Here is a 14,983-nt window from a genome sequence, read left to right as displayed (position 1 = left end):
GCGGGCCGTCCTGATCGTGGCATCCGGGCGATCAGCCGACGCTGACGTGCCCGTGCGGGTCGGCACCCTGGACCTGGATGTCGTGGTACCCGTCCGCCGTGTGGTAGGTCACGGTCCAGCTGTCGCCGCTGCCGGAGATCCCGTAGGAGCCGACCTGCGGGGCGTTGGTGTTGCCGCCGAACGTGTAGTTCCCCTCGAGCTTGATCGTGTCGTTCGCGGAGAAGTCGTGGATGACGTCGGCCTTGCCCTGGAACATGTCGCCGGTGTCGCCCTTGGCGAAGTAGAACGTGTCCGCCCCACCGCCGCCGTAGAGGTGATCGACGCCCGCGCCACCGTGGATCTGGTCGTTGCCGACGCCACCGTGGATCTCGTCGTTGCCGGCCCCGCCGAACAGCTTGTCGTTGCCGGCATCGCCGTAGAGCTTGTCGTTGCCGGCTCCGCCGTGGAGCTCGTCGTTCCCGGCCCCGCCGTGAAGCTCGTCGTTGCCGGCGCCGCCCCACATCTTGTCGTTGCCGGCGTCGCCGTAGAGCTTGTCGTTGCCGGTGCCGCCCTGCATCTGGTCGTTCCCGGCCCCGCCGTGGAGCTCGTCGTTGCCGGAGCCGCCCTGCATCTTGTCGTTGCCGTCGCCGCCGTTGAGCTTGTCGTTGCCGGCCTGGCCGTTCATCACGTCGTTGCCCGGGCCGCCGTTGATCACGTCGTTGCCGGTGCCGCCGTAGAGCTTGTCGTCGCCGGGGCCGCCGCCGAGCTTGTCGTTGCCGGCGTCGCCGTAGACCACGTCGTTGCCGGCCTGGCCGTGCAGCTCGTCGTTGCCGGCTCCGCCGTGGATCTGGTCGTTGCCCGCACCGCCGAAGGCGATGTCGTTCGTGTTGCCCAGGACGACGGAGTCGTTCGCGGCGGTGCCATTGAAAGTAGCCATGATCGTATCCTTTCAGGTTCTGATGTGATGCGGACTCTGCCGCGGGGGATAGTGTCTTCAGGTTCCGTTGATGCTGCCCGTTTGCCCGATCTGTTTTCGGAAGACCGTGTTTCGATCTGCGGACGAGGAGATGAATACTCTGGGTCGAAGGGCGCGACTGTGAGGCGGATCACGTTCGCGAAAATGATTTCGCCGGGGCTCCGCGGGGGCCCTCGACCGTGCCTCGCGCGGATCGGATGCCGCCCCCGTGCGGCGCTGGGGCCCGCGTGGGCGCGCCTCGCGCGCGAGCGCCGCGGCCGCGGCGCGGACGCCCGCCTTCGCTCGCGGCGGCAGCCGGAGGCGGCTCGGACCGCGAGCGGATCACGGACGCGCGAAAGCCGGCCTCCGCGGGTGCGGAGTGCCGGCTTTCGGGACGATCGGGGTGCTGATCCGAGGGGACTCTCGGATCAGCCCAGGTAGGTGCGGATCCAGACGGGGGAGAGCATGTCGCCCTCCTCGGTGACGATCCAGGCCTCGGTGGCGGGACGGGCGAGGGCCCGGCCGGCGGCGAAGATCGCCTCCCGCAGGGTGCCGAACCGGACGGCCGGGCCGAAGCCCGCGGCCGCGTGGCGGAAGACCTTCAGGTCGGCGGGGCGTTCGAGGGCTTCGGTTTCCATGGCGCGAACTCCGGAGGGTGGGGGCGATCGGGGCGGGGCTGGTTAGGGCCGCCGCTCGGGGGTTGCGGGAAGGCCGGCGGCGCGGCGGCTGAGGGCGCGGTCGAGCTCGCGCAGGACGCAGGCCTTGGCGAGGAGGGCTGAGGAGCGCTTCACGACCGCCCCCCCATCGCGAGGGCGGCCTGCGCGGCGCGGGCGGCGTGCGGGTGGGGCACGACCACGGCCGGCACCGGCTGGCGGACGGGGCGGCGGACCGGGACCTCGATGGTCACCACGGTGCCGGTTCGGGGATCGAGGACGGTGAGGGTCATGGGAGCCTCCTGCTGCTGTGGATCGGAGCATCCCACCGCCGGCCGGCCGCATCCGTGACGCGGATCACCCTCGGGGCGCCGCGCGCGCCTCCGTGCGCTTACCCATGCGCTTACCCGCGCGGCCTCTTCTCACCGTCGAGGGAGTGAACGGATCCGCGAGCGTGATGCGCATCACGGAAGGGGCCGGGGGCGGCTCCTAGAACGGCTGAGGTCGCCCGGGGAGCCGGCGGTCGCGGAATTCCTCCCGCCGCCCGCTCCACCCGCCCGGGGGCCCGCAGGAGCCAGCCATGAAGCCCGCCTCGCAGGAACTCGGTGCCGCCCTGTCGGGCTGCCGCTCCGCCCTCGTCGCCCTCGCGGTGGTGAGCGGCCTCGTCAACGTCCTCTGCCTCACGGGCTCGTTCTTCATGCTGGTGGTCTACGACCGGGTGATCCCGAGCCGGTCGATCCCCTCGCTCATCGGCCTCGTGCTGCTCGCCCTGATGCTCTACGCCTTCCAGGGGGTGCTCGAGACGATGCGCGCCCGCATGCTCACCCGGATCGTCGCGGTGCTCGACGAGTGCCTCAGCCCCCGGGTCTTCACCGCGGTGGTGCAGGCGCCCCAGGGCGGCCCGACGCCGGGCGCCGCCTACCTGCCGCTGCGCGACCTAGACCAGATCCGCGGGTTCCTCTCGAGCCCGGCTCCGGCGGCCCTGTGCGACCTGCCCTGGATGCCGCTCTACTTCGCGATCTGCTTCCTGTTCCACCCGCTCATCGGGCTGTCGGCCCTCGGCGGCGCGCTGTTCCTCGTCGGCATCACGATCCTCACCGACCGCCTCACCCGCGGCCCCCTGCGGGCGGTGAGCGAGAACGCGATGACCCGCAGCGCCGTCACGGAGGCCGCCTGCCGCAACGCCGACGTCCTCGTCGCGATGGGCATGCAGGGCCATTTCGGCGCCCGCTGGGACGCCGCCAACCAGGCCTACCTGCTCTCGCAGCAGCGCGTCTCCGACGTCGCGGGCAGCCTCGGGGCTGTCTCCCGGATGGCCCGGATGGGGCTGCAGTCCGGCGTGCTCGCCATCTGCGCCTACCTGGTGATCTCCGGCGACGGCACCTCGGGCGTGCTGCTCGCCTCCTCGGTGCTCCTCGGCCGGGCGCTGGCGCCCCTCGATTCCACCATCGCCAACTGGCGGAGCGTGGTCGGGGCGCAGCAGGCCTGGGGTCGCCTCGCCGACCTCGCCCGGCGCAGCCCCGCGGCCGGCAGCGCCGTCCTGCCGGCCCCGCGCGGAAACCTCCGGGTCGAGGGCATCAGCATCGCCCCCCCCGGCGCCGAGCGCCTCACCGTGCGCGACCTCAGCTTCAGCCTGCGGGCGGGCCAGGCGGTCGCCGTGACGGGGCCGAGCGGCTCCGGCAAGTCGACCCTGGTGCGGGCCCTCCTGGGCGTCTGGCCGACCGTCCGCGGCGCCGTGCGCCTCGACGGGACCTCGATCGGCCAGTGGGAGCGGGGCGCCCTCGGCCGGCACATCGGCTACCTGCCGCAGGACGTGGCGCTGTTCGCCGGCACGATCGCCCAGAACATCGCCCGGTTCTCCGCCGACGCCACCCAGGAGGCGGTAGAGGCCGCCGCGCAGGCCGCCGGCGTCGACGGGCTGATCCGCGACCTGCCGGAGGGCTACGAGACGCTGCTCGGCGAGGGCGGCGCCGGCCTCTCGGGCGGCCAGCGCCAGCGCATCGGGCTCGCCCGCGCCCTCTACGGCGACCCCTTCCTCGTCGTCCTCGACGAGCCCAACGCCAACACCGACCAGGCCGGCGACGCGGCGCTCACCCGGGCGATCCTCGGGGTCCGGGCCCGCGGCGGCGTCGTGGTGATCGTGGCCCACCGGGCGAGCGCCCTCAACGGGGTCGACCTGATGCTGACCCTCGAGAACGGCCGGGCCGTGGCCTTCGGCCCGAAGGACGAGGTGCTGCGGCACATCCGCGGCGGCAAGGCGGCCGCGCCCGCCCCATCCTCCCAGCCGCGGATGCCGGCGGCGAACGCGGCGGTGCCGCAGGTGCAGATCAAGGAGATCGCGTGATGCCCACCAGCCTGCCCCTCGCCGCCGGCCAGTCCGCGCCGCGTCCCGCCGCCGACCGCGCCCGCGCCGCCATCGGCGCCCAGGTCCGCGCCACCGCCCTCGTCGTCCTGGCCCTCGTGGGCGGGGTCGGCGGCTGGGCCGCCTTCACCCGGATCGGCGGTGCCGTGATCACCTCCGGCCAGCTGGTGGTGGAGAGCGAAGTCAAGAAGGTCCAGCACCCGGTCGGCGGCATCGTCGGCGAGCTGCGGGTGCAGGAAGGGGACCGGGTCCGGGCCGGCGACATCCTGATCCGCCTCGACGAGACGCAGCCCCGCGCCAGCCTCGACATCGTGCTCCGCGCCCTCGACGCCCTCGCGGCGCGCCGGGCCCGCGAGGAGGCGGAGCGCGACGGCGACATCGCCATCGGCTTCCCGAGCGACCTGCAGGCACGCGCTGCCTCCGACCCCGCGGTGGCCCACCTGATCGACGGCGAGACCCGGGCCTTCATCGCCCGCTCGCGGGCCCGGGCCGGCCAGAAGGCGCAGCTGCGCGAGCGCATCACCCAGCTCGACCAGGAGGTCGCGGGCATCACCGACCAGATCAAGGCGAAGGCCGCAGAGGCCGCGGCGGTCGAGCGGGAGCTGCGCGGCATCCGCGAGCTCTGGCAGAAGAACCTCGTCCAGCTCTCCCGCCTGACCAACCTGGAGCGCGAGGCCGCGCGCCTCGAGGGCGAGCGCGGGCAGTTCACCGCCTCCATCGCCCAGGCCAAGGGCAAGCGCAGCGAGGTCGAGCTGCAGATCCTTCAGGTCGACCAGGACATGCGCAACGAGGTGACGAAGGACCTTACCGAGATCCGCGCCCGCTGGTCGGAGTTCGAGGAGAAGCAGGTGGCCGCCCTCGACCAGCTCCGCCGCACGGACATGCGCGCGCCCCAGGACGGCATCGTCCACCGGATGACGGTGCACACGGTGGGGGGCCTCGTCACTCCGAGCGAGCCCGCCATGCTGATCGTGCCCGAGACGGACGAGCTGATGGTCGAGGTGCGGATCCACCCGCAGGACATCGACCATGTCCGCGCCGACCAGCCGGCCATGCTGCGCTTCTCGGCCTTCAACCAGCGCACGACGCCCGAGATCAACGGCAAGGTCGGCCGCGTCTCGGCGGATGTCAGCCAGGACCCGAAGACGGGCCTGAGCTTCTACACCGCCCGCATCCAGGTGCCGGAGGCCGAGCGCAAGCGCCTGGGCGACGTGCGCCTCGTGCCCGGCATGCCGGTCGACGCCTTCCTCCAGACCGGCGAGCGCACGGTGTTCTCCTACCTGACGAAGCCGGTCGCCGACCAACTCGCCAAGGCCTGGCGGGAGCATTGATCAGCCGGGCTCGTGCCGCAGCGCCACGAGGTCGAAGGCCGGCACCGGGCGCAGGAAGCCCTTGAGACTCAGGTTGCCGAGGGCCTGCGCCTCCACGAGGCTCTCGACGGCGCTGAGCACCGGCCGGCTCACGACGATCTGGCCGGCCCGCGCCTCGTCGCACAGGCGCGAGGCGAGGTTCGTGACGCTGCCGAGCGCCCCGTATTCGAGGCGGCCCTCGAAGCCGAACTGGCCGAGCGTCGCGTAGCCGCGGGCGAGGCCGAGGCCGAAGCCGATGGCGTGGCCCCGCGCCTCCCAGAGCCGCGCCAGGGCACCGACCCGCTCGCGCAGCGCGAAGGCCATGCGCACGGCGCGCTCGGTGTGGTCGGGGCAGGGGCAGGGATCGTTGAAGAACACCATGATGCCGTCGCCGGCGAAGTGCTCCAGGGTGCCGGCGAAGCGGAACACGATCTCGCCCACCGTCGCATGGTACTCGCGCAGGACCTGCACGGCCTCCTCGGGAGCGGCCGAATCGGTGAAGGCCGTGAAGCCGCGCAGGTCGCAGAACACCACCGTGATCTCGCGCCGGTGGGTCTCGAGGAGCGATTCGTCCGCGCGCTCGGAGGCCACGAGGTCGGCGATCTGGGGCGAGAGGAAGCGGCGCAGCCGGCCGATGCGCTCGATCTCCGCGACCTTCACGGCCACCTCGCCAGCGAGGTCCCGGTTCGCCTCCGCGAGCGCCGCCCGCTGGCTTTCGAGTTCTTCCGCCTGCGCCCGCACGGTGTCGGTCAGCCCCTTCAGGCGCAGCATCGAGCGGACCCGCGCCATCAGGGCGGCGTGCTCGTAGGGCTTCGTCAGGTAGTCGTCGGCGCCGGCGTCGAGCCCCTCCACGAGGTCGCGGGTCTCGGCGCGCGCGGTGAGCAGCACCACCGGCACGAAGCGCAGGACGGCATCGGCCTTCAGGCGGCGCAGCACGTCGAGGCCGCTCAGGCGCGGCATCATCACGTCGAGGAGGATCAGGTCCGGCGGCTCGGCCGCGGCGAGGTCCAGCGCAGCCTGCCCGTCCGGCGCGGTCACGACCCGGTAGCCCTGCGCCTCCAGGCGCATGCGCAGGATCTCCAGGTTCTCGGGGCTGTCGTCCACCGCGAGGATGCGCGCCGGCGCGGCCTCGGCCACGGTCACGCCTCCACCAGCATCTGGCGGACGAGGCTGAGGATCTTGCGGGGGCTGAAGGGCTTGGCGACGTAGCCGTCGCAGCCCGCCGCCAGCGCCTTCCCCTCGTCGCCCGACAGCGCGTAGGAGGTCACGGCGACCACGGGGATGTGGCGCGTCGCCGGGTCGGCCTTGAGGCGCCGGGCCGCCTCGTATCCGTCGATCACGGGGAGCTGGATGTCCATCAGGATCAGGTCGGGCAGCTCGGCCCGCGCCGCCTCGACGCCGCGGCCGCCGTCGGTGGCCTCGACGATGTCGTAGCCCGCCGCGGTGAGGAGGTCGCGCAGGATGCGCCGGTTGTCCTCCGTATCCTCGACGATCAGGATCCGCTTCATCAGGCCGCTTGCCTCTCGGGTTGCGCGCGGATCGGCAGGACGACCCGGAAGACCGCCCCGTGCCCGATCTCGGATTCCACCTCGATCCGGCCGCCGTGGAGGAGCACGAGGCGGCGCGTGATCGATAGGCCGAGCCCGGTGCCGCCCTGACGGCGGGTGCTGGAGCTGTCGACCTGCTGGAACTCGTCGAAGATGCGGGCCTGGTCGGCCGGCGCGATGCCGGGCCCCGTATCCGCGACCGTGATCACGAAGGCGTCGCCGTCCGCCGCCGCGCCGATCCGCACCGAGCCCGCATCCGTGAACTTGATGGCGTTGCCGACGAGGTTCATCAGCACCTGCGTCAGGCGCCGCTCGTCCCCCTGGCCGATGGGCAGGCCCGGCGCCACCTCGACCTCCAGGCCGAGGCCCTTGGCCTCGGCGAGGGAGGCGGCCGCGGCCGCGACCGACTCGATCAGCGCGCCGAGCGCGTAGTCCTGTAGGCTCAGGGTCAGGAGGCCCGCCTCGATCTTGGTGAAGTCGAGGACGTCGTTGATGAGGCTGAGCAGGTGCCGGCCGTTGATCTGGATGCGCTCCAGCGCGTCGCAGGCCTTCTCGGACAGCGGCCCGTAGAGCCCGTCGGCGAGGAGCTCCGAGTAGCCCAGCACCGCGTTGAGCGGCGTGCGCAGCTCGTGGCTCATGTTGGCGAAGAACTGGGTCTTGTGCATGTCGGCGGCGGCGAGCTGGCGGCCCTTCTCGTCGACCTCCTCGAACAGGCGCGCGTTGCGGATCGCGAGCGCCGCCTGATGCGCGAAGGTGTGCAGGACGTTCTCCGAGGCGGTCGGGAACCCCGACGATACGCGTGCGAGCAGGAGGATGAGGCCGAGCGGCCCCTCGACCTCGGCCAGGGGCACCAGCGCGGCCGCCCGAAAACCCTCCGGCGCCGGCAGCCAGGCGGCTTCGGACAGGTCGGAGACGAGGACGGCCTCGCCCGAACCGTCCCCGAGGCGGTCCAGCAGGTCCGCGGGGAGAGTGTCGGCGCCGCGCGCGAGGGCAGCGGGGAACTGATGGCCGCCGGCGAGGCGGAACGGCGCGCCGGGCGCCGCGGCGAGGTAGACCGCCCCGGCCTCCGCGCCGGCCAGGGCCGTTGCCCGGGTGGCGACCGCCTCCACCACGTCGTCGAGGCGCAGGGAGGCGACGATGGCGCGGCCGGTCTCCTCCAGGGCGCGCAGCTCGCTGACCGAGCGGGCAAGGTCCCGGGTCTGGCGGCGGATCTCGCTCTCGAGGCCCGTGTAGGAGGTCGCCAGGGCGTCGGCCATGTCGTTGAAGCGCGTCGCCAGCACCTCGAACTCGTCGCCGGTGCGCACGGCGATGCGGTGCTCGAAGCGGTTCGCCGCGAAGTTCTCGGCCCCGGCATGGAGCGCGCGGATCGGCACCAGCATGCGGCGGGCGAGGAGCAGGCTCGCCGAGATCGCCACGACGAGCCCCACGGCGAGGAGCCAGGCGAGCCGGACGAGCAGGTCCCGCAAGGGGGAGAGCGCCTCGTTCAGGGGCTGCTCGACCAGGATCCAGGCCGGCAGCGCCGTGAGGGCGAGGGCGGTGGCGAGAACCGGCCGGCCCGCAGCGTCCCGCGCGTAGGACCCGGCGCCCTCGCGCTCCGCCTCCGGAGGCGCGACCCGGTCGCCGACCGCGAGCGGTGCGGGCTCCGACCGGGCGAGGATGCGCCCCTCCGCGTCGATCAGGTAGGCGTAGCTTCCCGTCCCGGCCGTCGAGGGCGGCACGCTGCCGGCGAGGCCGGCGAGGCGGACCCGCGCGATCGTCGTGCCGGCCCCGACCCCGGAATGCGGGATGACGAGGTCGGCGTAGAGGGCGCCCTCGTGGAAGGCCGCCGGGCCGAAGCCCCGCCGCTCGGTCTCGAGGCGCAGGTCGCCGAGGGCTGCGAGGTCCGGGCTGTCCGCCCGGCGCGCCCGGATCCGCTCGCGCCCCTCGCCGTCCACGAAGGCCAGGGCCATCACGATGGGGGACTGCTCCAGGAGGGCGTCGTAATCGTCCCGGTGCTGGGCGAGGGTCTGGGCGCTGGCGCGCGTGACCCAGCTCACCTGCCGCTCGATCTCGGCGAGCGCGTCCTCGACGGAGACGCTGGCCGCCGCGGCGTATTCGGCCTGCGCGCGGGCCACCTTGTCCATCGTCTCCCGGTAGAGAAACCAGGTCTCGACCGCGGCATTGATGGCGAGCACCAGGGCGACGAGGCTCACGAGCGTGAGCACGTACTTGCGGAACAGGCTCCCGTGCCAGGAGCGCGCCAGGGATGGGGACCCCGAGGAACCGCCCGCCGACCGCATCAGCGGGTCCCGCGCGGTCGGGGGCCGCGGCGATCGGGCTGGCGCTTGCGCCTGTCGGAGGGGGAGGATTGCAGAAACATCTGTGAAACGGAGCCGGTCCGGCCCACAATAGACTGATTTCGCGGGGAATGCTGCCGCCTTCTCTCGGTCTCGGAGAGCCGCCATGTCGAGGGGTGCTGATTTCGCCGTCCTGCTGCGCCTCAACCCTCTGTTCGCAGATCTCGGGCCGGAGGTGATCGATCGCCTCGCCGGGATGAGCAGCACGCGAACGCTGCAGGCGGGCGAGACTCTATTTCAGGTCAACGATCCGGGGGACGCGCTCTACGGCATCCGGCGCGGCGAGGTCCGCATCGAGACCGGGACCGAGGGCGGCCGGCGGATGGTGCTCAACACCCTGGGGGCCGGCGACCTGTTCGGCGAGATCGCCCTCCTCGACGGTCGGGAGCGCACGGCGGACGCGGTGGCGGTCGAGGCGAGCGAGGTCTTCGTGCTGCGCCGCGCCGACCTCCTCGCCTACCTGGCGCGCGAGCCGAGCGTGGCGATCCGGTTGATCGGGCTGCTCTGCGCGCGCATCCGCTACATCGCCGGGCAGATGACCGAGATGACGACGCTGCCGCTCGCCGCGCGGCTCGCCCGGCGCCTCACCCTGCTCGCCGAGGATTTCGGCAGCGAGGTCCAGATCTCGCAGGAACAGCTCGGCGCCTACGTGGGCAGCACCCGCGAGAGCGTGAACCGCCAGCTCCAGGCCTGGCGCCGGGCCGGGCACCTCGACCTGCGCCGTGGCTGCATCGTCCTGCGCGACCCGGCGGCCCTCGCCCGTGCGGCGCGCGAGGCCGAGATGCGCGGCTGACGCGCCGCGCGGACGGGGTCCCGTCCGCCGTCAGTCCGCCGTCAGTCCTTGGGCGCGTCCTTGGTGGCCCGCACCATCGCCTCGGTGAGGAGGGCGAGGAGGTCGCAGCCCGCGTGCAGGAAGGCGTGGACCCCCGCGGCGCGCAGGGGCTCGGCGAGCTCGGCCGGGCGTCCCGCGAGGTAGATCGTGCCGGCGCCCGCCGCCCGGAGGGCCTCGGCGGCCGCGACCGCCTGCTCGGCGTAGATCGCGTCCGACGAGCAGATGCAGGCGAGCGGCGCACCGGATTCCCGGAACGCCCGCGCCAGGGCCTCCATGTCCGCGAAGCCCTCGTTGCCGGGCGCCTCGATGCCGCCTGCCGCGAAGGCGTTCGCCGCGAAGGTCGCCCGGGCATTGAAGGCCGCGACGGGGCCCAGATTGGCGAGGAACACCTGCGGGCGCCGGCCGGACCGGGCCAGCACCGCGTCGGAGGCGTCGCGCAGGCGCTCGAAGGGCTCGGCGAGGCGCTGCGAGGGGAGGGGGTCGCACGCGACCGCCCCGCCCGAGCCGAAGCTCGCCGAGGCCGGGGGCGCGGCGGGGGCGACGTCGAGCACCGCCACCGGCTTCTCGGCGAGGTAGGGGAACTCGGTGGCGCCCGTCAGGGCCTCGCGGCGGGTCGCGACATTGCGGGCGTGGGTCTCGCGGCTCTCCGCGACCCGGCGCTGGATCTTGCCGACGCTGAGGCTCGCGACGATGCCGCCCTCGCGCTCGATCGTCTGGAACGCCTCCCAGGCGGCCTCGGCGAGGTTCGCGGTCAGCGTCTCGAAGCCGCCCGCTCCGGCGGCCGGATCGACCACGCGGAAGAGGTTCGACTCTTCGAGGAGGACGATCTGGCTGTTGCGGGCGACGCGGCGCGCGAAGGCGTCGGGCAGGCCCAGCGCCTGGGTGTAGGGCAGGGCCAGCACCGCGTCGGCGCCGCCGAGGCCCGCCGAGAAGGTGCCCATGGTGGCGCGCAGGATGTTCACGAAGGGATCGCGCCGGGTCATGCTGCGCCAGGCCGTCTCGGCATGGATGCGCAGCGGCTTCGGGTCGAGGCCGCAGGCCGCCTCCACCCGCGCCCAGAGCCGGCGCATGGCCCGGAACTTGGCGATGGTCAGGAACTCGTCGGGGTCGGCGACGAGGAGCACCGCGACCGCGTCCCGCGCCCGCTCCAGGCCGTGGCCGTCCGCTTCGAGGGCCCGCAGGTAGGCGACCGCCGTGGCGAGCACCGCGCCGAGTTCCGTGGCCTCGCTGGCGCCGGCCTCGTGGTAGGGGCGGCCGTCGGCGAGCAGCGCGCGGCCTGTGAAGCCCGCCCCGTCGAAGTCGCGCAGCAGGCCCGAGAGCTTCGGGGCCACCTCGTCCCAGACGGCGCCGAGGCCGCCGCTCGCGGCGAGCGTGCCGATCGGATCGACGCCGAGGTCGATGTCGAGGGCGCCGAGATCGTCGCCGCGCTTGGCCACGAGCTCGCGCAGCAGGCCAGCCGCTTCGAGCCCGCGTGGGCCCGCATCGAGCCGCAGGCCGATCAGCGGCAGCATCACCCCGCCCAGCGCGGCGTCGAGGTCCTGGACGCTCGCGGCGTTCAGGCCGAAGCCGCGGGCGGCCGGCGCCCCGGCGAAGACGAGGGCGAGGGCGTCGGCGCCGCCCTCCAGGTCGGCGAGCGCCTGGGCGGCGGCCTTCGCGGGCTCCGGATGGTCCACCCGCTGCACCACGCGCCAGGGGCCCGGCCCCCGCGTCGGCTGCGGGCTCGCCTCGGCCGGCTCGTAGAGGGGCTCGATGCGCAGCCCGTCGGCGGTCTTCGCGACGAGCCGCTTCTCGAACTCGGCCCCCTTCAGGACGCCCTCGACGAGGCCGAGCCAGCGCTCGCGGGTGGCGGGCTCGAAGAGGTCGGCGAGCGGTCTGTCTTCCATCGCGGGGCCTTCGTGCAGTGACGGTCCTGCGGCCGCGATCGGGGAGCCCGCGCCGGACGTGTCAATCGGCGCGGATCGTAACCCGGTTCTCGGCCAAGTTCGTTGCACTGCCCTGGCACGAGCCCGCGCCGCTGGCAATCGGCCAGCATTCGTCCGGGCGGCGGGAACCTTCCGCCTCAGCCGAAGATGATCAGCCCGGCGAAGCCGAGGGAGCCGACGATGATGCGCCACCACGCGAACAGCCAGAAGCCGTGGCGGGAGACGTAGTCGAGCACCGTGCGCACCACGACGAGGGCCGAGACGAAGGCGACCACGAAGCCGATCGTGATCAGGCCGAGGTCGTCACTCGACAGGTTCTTGTAGTTGTCCAGGAGGTCCTTGGCGAAGGCGCCCGCCATGGTCGGCATGGCGAGGTAGAACGAGAACTCGGTGGCCGAGCGCTTGTCGGCGCCCATCAGCATCGCGCCGACGATGGTGGCGCCCGAGCGCGACACGCCGGGGATCATCGCGAGGCACTGGAAGATGCCGATCTTCAGGTCCATCGGCAGGGTGAAGTCGTAGACGTCGGTCCGCTTCACCTCGAGCTCGGTGTCGTCGAGCACGAGGAGCACGAGGCCGCCCGCGACGAGGGTGGCGCAGACGATCCAGGGGTTGAACAGGTAGGCCTTGATCGCCTTCGAGAAGATGCCGCCGATGATCGCCGCCGGCAGGAAGGCGATGAGGATGCCGAGGACGAAGCGGCGCGCCTTCGGGTCGCTCGGCAGCGCCATCGCCACGCCGAGGAGGCGCCGGAAGTACACCGCCAGGATCGCCAGGATGGCGCCGAGCTGGATCAGCACCTCGAACGTGTTGTTCGGCGAATGGAAGCCGATGAAGTGCCCGACGAGGAGCTGGTGGCCGGTGGAGGAGACCGGGATGAACTCGGTGGCGCCCTCGACCACGGCGAGCACGACCGCCTTCGCGACGCTCATCGCATCCATCATCTCGTCGCCTCGCAGATCGTCACGGGAGTTTCGGGCCAGCGTTCGCCGATCAGGGTTGACGACCGGTTACCGGCTTCGCGCGGGGCGTGTTAATGAGGCGGCAACGATCGGGCAATAACGCTGATCGCGCGCAAATAATCCGGGCCTGCCAGCGCGACCCGCCGGGACCTCCGGCCGGATGCAGGTTTTTTTCGGGAAACCGATGACCACGCTCCCGAAGCCTGCTTAGCGACCCCGATGGCGACGCTGCACCATTTCCCCTTCTGCGCCAATTCCCGGTTCGTCCGCCTCGTCCTCGCCGAGATGGGGATGGAGCCGGTGCTCGTGGAGGAGCGCCCCTGGGAGCGGCGCGACGCGTTCCTGCTCGTCAACCCGGCCGGCGTCACGCCGGTGCTCATCGAGCAGGGGGGCCTCGCGGTGCCGGGGGCCAACATCATCGCCGAGTACCTCGACGAGACCCGCGGCCTCGGCCTCGGCGACCGGCGCCTGATGCCGGACGGCACGGCGGCCCGCGTCGAGGTGCGCCGCCTGCTCGAATGGTTCCTGGCGAAGTTCGATGCCGAGGTGACGGGCTACCTCGTGACCGAGAAGATCTCGAAGCGCTTCATGTCGAGCACGGAGGGCGGCGGCCCGCCGGACATGAACGCCATCCGCGCGGCGCGGATCAACGTGCGCTACCATCTGCAGTACATCGGCTACCTGATGGCGCGGCGGCGCTGGATCGCGGGCGACCATCTGACCTATGCGGATCTGGCCGCGGCCGCCCACCTGAGCTGCGTGGATTATCTCGGCGACGTGCCATGGGACGAGGACGAGATCGCGAGGGACTGGTACGCGCGGGTCAAGTCGCGCCCGAGCTTCCGCGCGCTCCTGGCCGACCGGGTGCCGGGCATGGCCCCGGCCGCCCACTACGCGGACCTGGATTTCTGAGCGCACGCCGGACGTTCGCGGGCGCGGCGTTGCGCGGCCTCGTGGAGGAGCGCGCCCGCCGCCTCGGCTTCGACGCCGTCCGGGTCACGCGGCCCGACGCGGTGCCTGAGCTGCCCGGACGCCTCGCGGCGTGGCTCGCCTCGGGCGCCCACGGCGACATGGCCTGGATGGCCGAGCGGACCGACCAGCGGGCCGAGCCGAGCCGCCTCTGGCCGGGGGTGCGCAGCATCATCATGCTCGGCATGAACTACGGGCCGGAGGGCAATCCTCTCGACCTCCTGAAGGCCCGCGACCGCGCCGCCATCGCGGCCTACGCCCAGCGGCGCGACTACCACGACGTGGTGAAGGGCAAGCTCAAGGAGCTCGGCGGGTTCATCGCCGCCAAGGGCGGCGTGCAAGTGAAGGTTTTCACCGACACGGCGCCCGTGATGGAGAAGCCCCTGGCCGCCGCCGCCGGCCTCGGCTGGCAGGGCAAGCACACGGTGCTGATTTCGCGCGCGCTCGGCAACTGGCTCCTCCTCGGCGCCATCTACACGAGCGCCGACCTCGCCCCCGATCCGCCCGAGCCGGACCGGTGCGGCACCTGCCGCGCCTGCCTCGACATCTGCCCCACGGGCGCGCTGCCGGAGCCCTACCGCCTCGATGCGCGGCGCTGCATCGCCTACCTGACCATCGAGCACGAGGGGACGATCCCGCGCGCGTTCCGCGCGGCCATCGGCAACCGGGTGTTCGGCTGCGACGACTGCCTCGCGATCTGCCCCTGGAACAAGTTCGCGCAGGGCGCCCGCGAGGCGCGGCTCGCCGCCCGCGATGACCTCGCGGCGCCGGCGCTCGCGGAACTGGCGGACCTCGACGAGGAGGCCTTCCGGGCGCGCTTCACCGGCACCCCGATCCGGCGCACCGGCCGCGACCGCTTCCTGCGCAACGTGCTCGTCGCGATCGGCAACTCGGGCGACCCGAGCCTCGCCGAGGCCGCGGTCCGGCGCCTCGGCGACGACTCTCCCCTCGTGCGCGCCATGGCCGTCTGGGCCTGCGGCCGCCTCGTCCCGGAGCGCGTCGGCGCGCTGTTCGCGCGCTTCGGCGACGGGGAGGCGGAGCCCGCCGTGCGGGCGGAATGGACCGAGATCCTCGCCGACCGCGCGGTGCACCACGATCATCCAGGGAGCGGATAGCC

13 protein-coding genes are annotated in these 14,983 nt (G+C 73.0%); 5 read left to right on the top strand and 8 right to left on the bottom strand.

All coding sequences use genetic code 11. The features are described 5' to 3' along the window. Positions 1-31 precede the first annotated feature (31 nt). The 3 genes from ACLBXP_RS12670 to ACLBXP_RS12660 form a co-directional block, all read right to left on the bottom strand. Entirely contained in the window at positions 32-916 is an 885-nt protein-coding gene (locus ACLBXP_RS12670) for a calcium-binding protein (protein WP_447668014.1), read from the bottom strand. Between the two features lie 446 nt (positions 917-1,362). Continuing rightward, positions 1,363-1,572 (bottom strand): hypothetical protein, encoded by a 210-nt coding sequence (locus ACLBXP_RS12665; protein WP_447668013.1) that lies wholly within the window; start codon positions 1,570-1,572, stop codon positions 1,363-1,365. A gap of 149 nt (positions 1,573-1,721) precedes the next feature. Continuing rightward, on the bottom strand, positions 1,722-1,880 hold the full coding sequence (locus ACLBXP_RS12660; protein WP_447668012.1) for a hypothetical protein: 159 nt from the start codon (positions 1,878-1,880) through the stop codon (positions 1,722-1,724). A 287-nt stretch (positions 1,881-2,167) separates the two neighbouring features. Here ACLBXP_RS12660 and ACLBXP_RS12655 point away from each other — a divergent pair, with 287 nt between their 5' ends. Further along, entirely contained in the window at positions 2,168-3,931 is a 1,764-nt protein-coding gene (locus ACLBXP_RS12655) for a type I secretion system permease/ATPase (RefSeq protein ID WP_447668011.1), read from the top strand. Then, on the top strand, positions 3,931-5,280 hold the full coding sequence (locus tag ACLBXP_RS12650; protein WP_447668010.1) for an HlyD family type I secretion periplasmic adaptor subunit: 1,350 nt from the start codon (positions 3,931-3,933) through the stop codon (positions 5,278-5,280). The genes ACLBXP_RS12655 and ACLBXP_RS12650 overlap by 1 nt, the downstream gene beginning before the upstream one ends. Here the strand turns inward: ACLBXP_RS12650 and ACLBXP_RS12645 are convergent, their stop codons facing one another. From ACLBXP_RS12645 to ACLBXP_RS12635, 3 genes are read right to left on the bottom strand one after another with little or no spacing between them, the layout of a single operon-like run. Next, positions 5,281-6,435: an adenylate/guanylate cyclase domain-containing protein gene (locus tag ACLBXP_RS12645; RefSeq protein WP_447668009.1), complete on the bottom strand. Its 1,155-nt coding sequence runs from the start codon at positions 6,433-6,435 to the stop codon at positions 5,281-5,283. Between the two features lie 2 nt (positions 6,436-6,437). Further along, positions 6,438-6,806, bottom strand: coding sequence for a response regulator (locus ACLBXP_RS12640; RefSeq protein WP_447668008.1), 369 nt, complete (start codon positions 6,804-6,806; stop codon positions 6,438-6,440). Next, positions 6,806-9,124: a HAMP domain-containing sensor histidine kinase gene (locus ACLBXP_RS12635; RefSeq protein ID WP_447668007.1), complete on the bottom strand. Its 2,319-nt coding sequence runs from the start codon at positions 9,122-9,124 to the stop codon at positions 6,806-6,808. The genes ACLBXP_RS12640 and ACLBXP_RS12635 overlap by 1 nt, the downstream gene beginning before the upstream one ends. 163 nt (positions 9,125-9,287) lie before the next feature. On the opposite strand from ACLBXP_RS12635, the gene ACLBXP_RS12630 reads away from it, so the two are divergent. Beyond that, positions 9,288-9,974: a Crp/Fnr family transcriptional regulator gene (locus ACLBXP_RS12630; RefSeq protein ID WP_447668006.1), complete on the top strand. Its 687-nt coding sequence runs from the start codon at positions 9,288-9,290 to the stop codon at positions 9,972-9,974. 41 nt (positions 9,975-10,015) lie between these two features. Here ACLBXP_RS12630 and ACLBXP_RS12625 read toward each other — a convergent pair whose 3' ends face one another. After that, positions 10,016-11,896, bottom strand: coding sequence for a methylmalonyl-CoA mutase family protein (locus ACLBXP_RS12625; RefSeq protein WP_447668005.1), 1,881 nt, complete (start codon positions 11,894-11,896; stop codon positions 10,016-10,018). Positions 11,897-12,072: 176 nt separating this feature from the next. Next, entirely contained in the window at positions 12,073-12,876 is an 804-nt protein-coding gene (locus ACLBXP_RS12620) for an undecaprenyl-diphosphate phosphatase (protein WP_447668043.1), read from the bottom strand. A 240-nt stretch (positions 12,877-13,116) separates the two neighbouring features. On the opposite strand from ACLBXP_RS12620, the gene ACLBXP_RS12615 reads away from it, so the two are divergent. Continuing rightward, a complete protein-coding gene (locus tag ACLBXP_RS12615) occupies positions 13,117-13,809 on the top strand; it encodes a glutathione S-transferase family protein (protein ID WP_447668004.1) in 693 nt (230 codons plus the stop codon). Between the two features lie 29 nt (positions 13,810-13,838). Then, positions 13,839-14,981, top strand: coding sequence for a tRNA epoxyqueuosine(34) reductase QueG (gene queG, locus ACLBXP_RS12610; RefSeq protein WP_447668003.1), 1,143 nt, complete (start codon positions 13,839-13,841; stop codon positions 14,979-14,981). Positions 14,982-14,983 lie beyond the last annotated feature (2 nt).

Source organism: Methylobacterium sp. A54F, assembly GCF_053346035.1.
The sequence above is the reverse complement of the archived record's forward strand: the minus strand, read 5'-3'. Positions and strand labels throughout refer to the sequence as shown.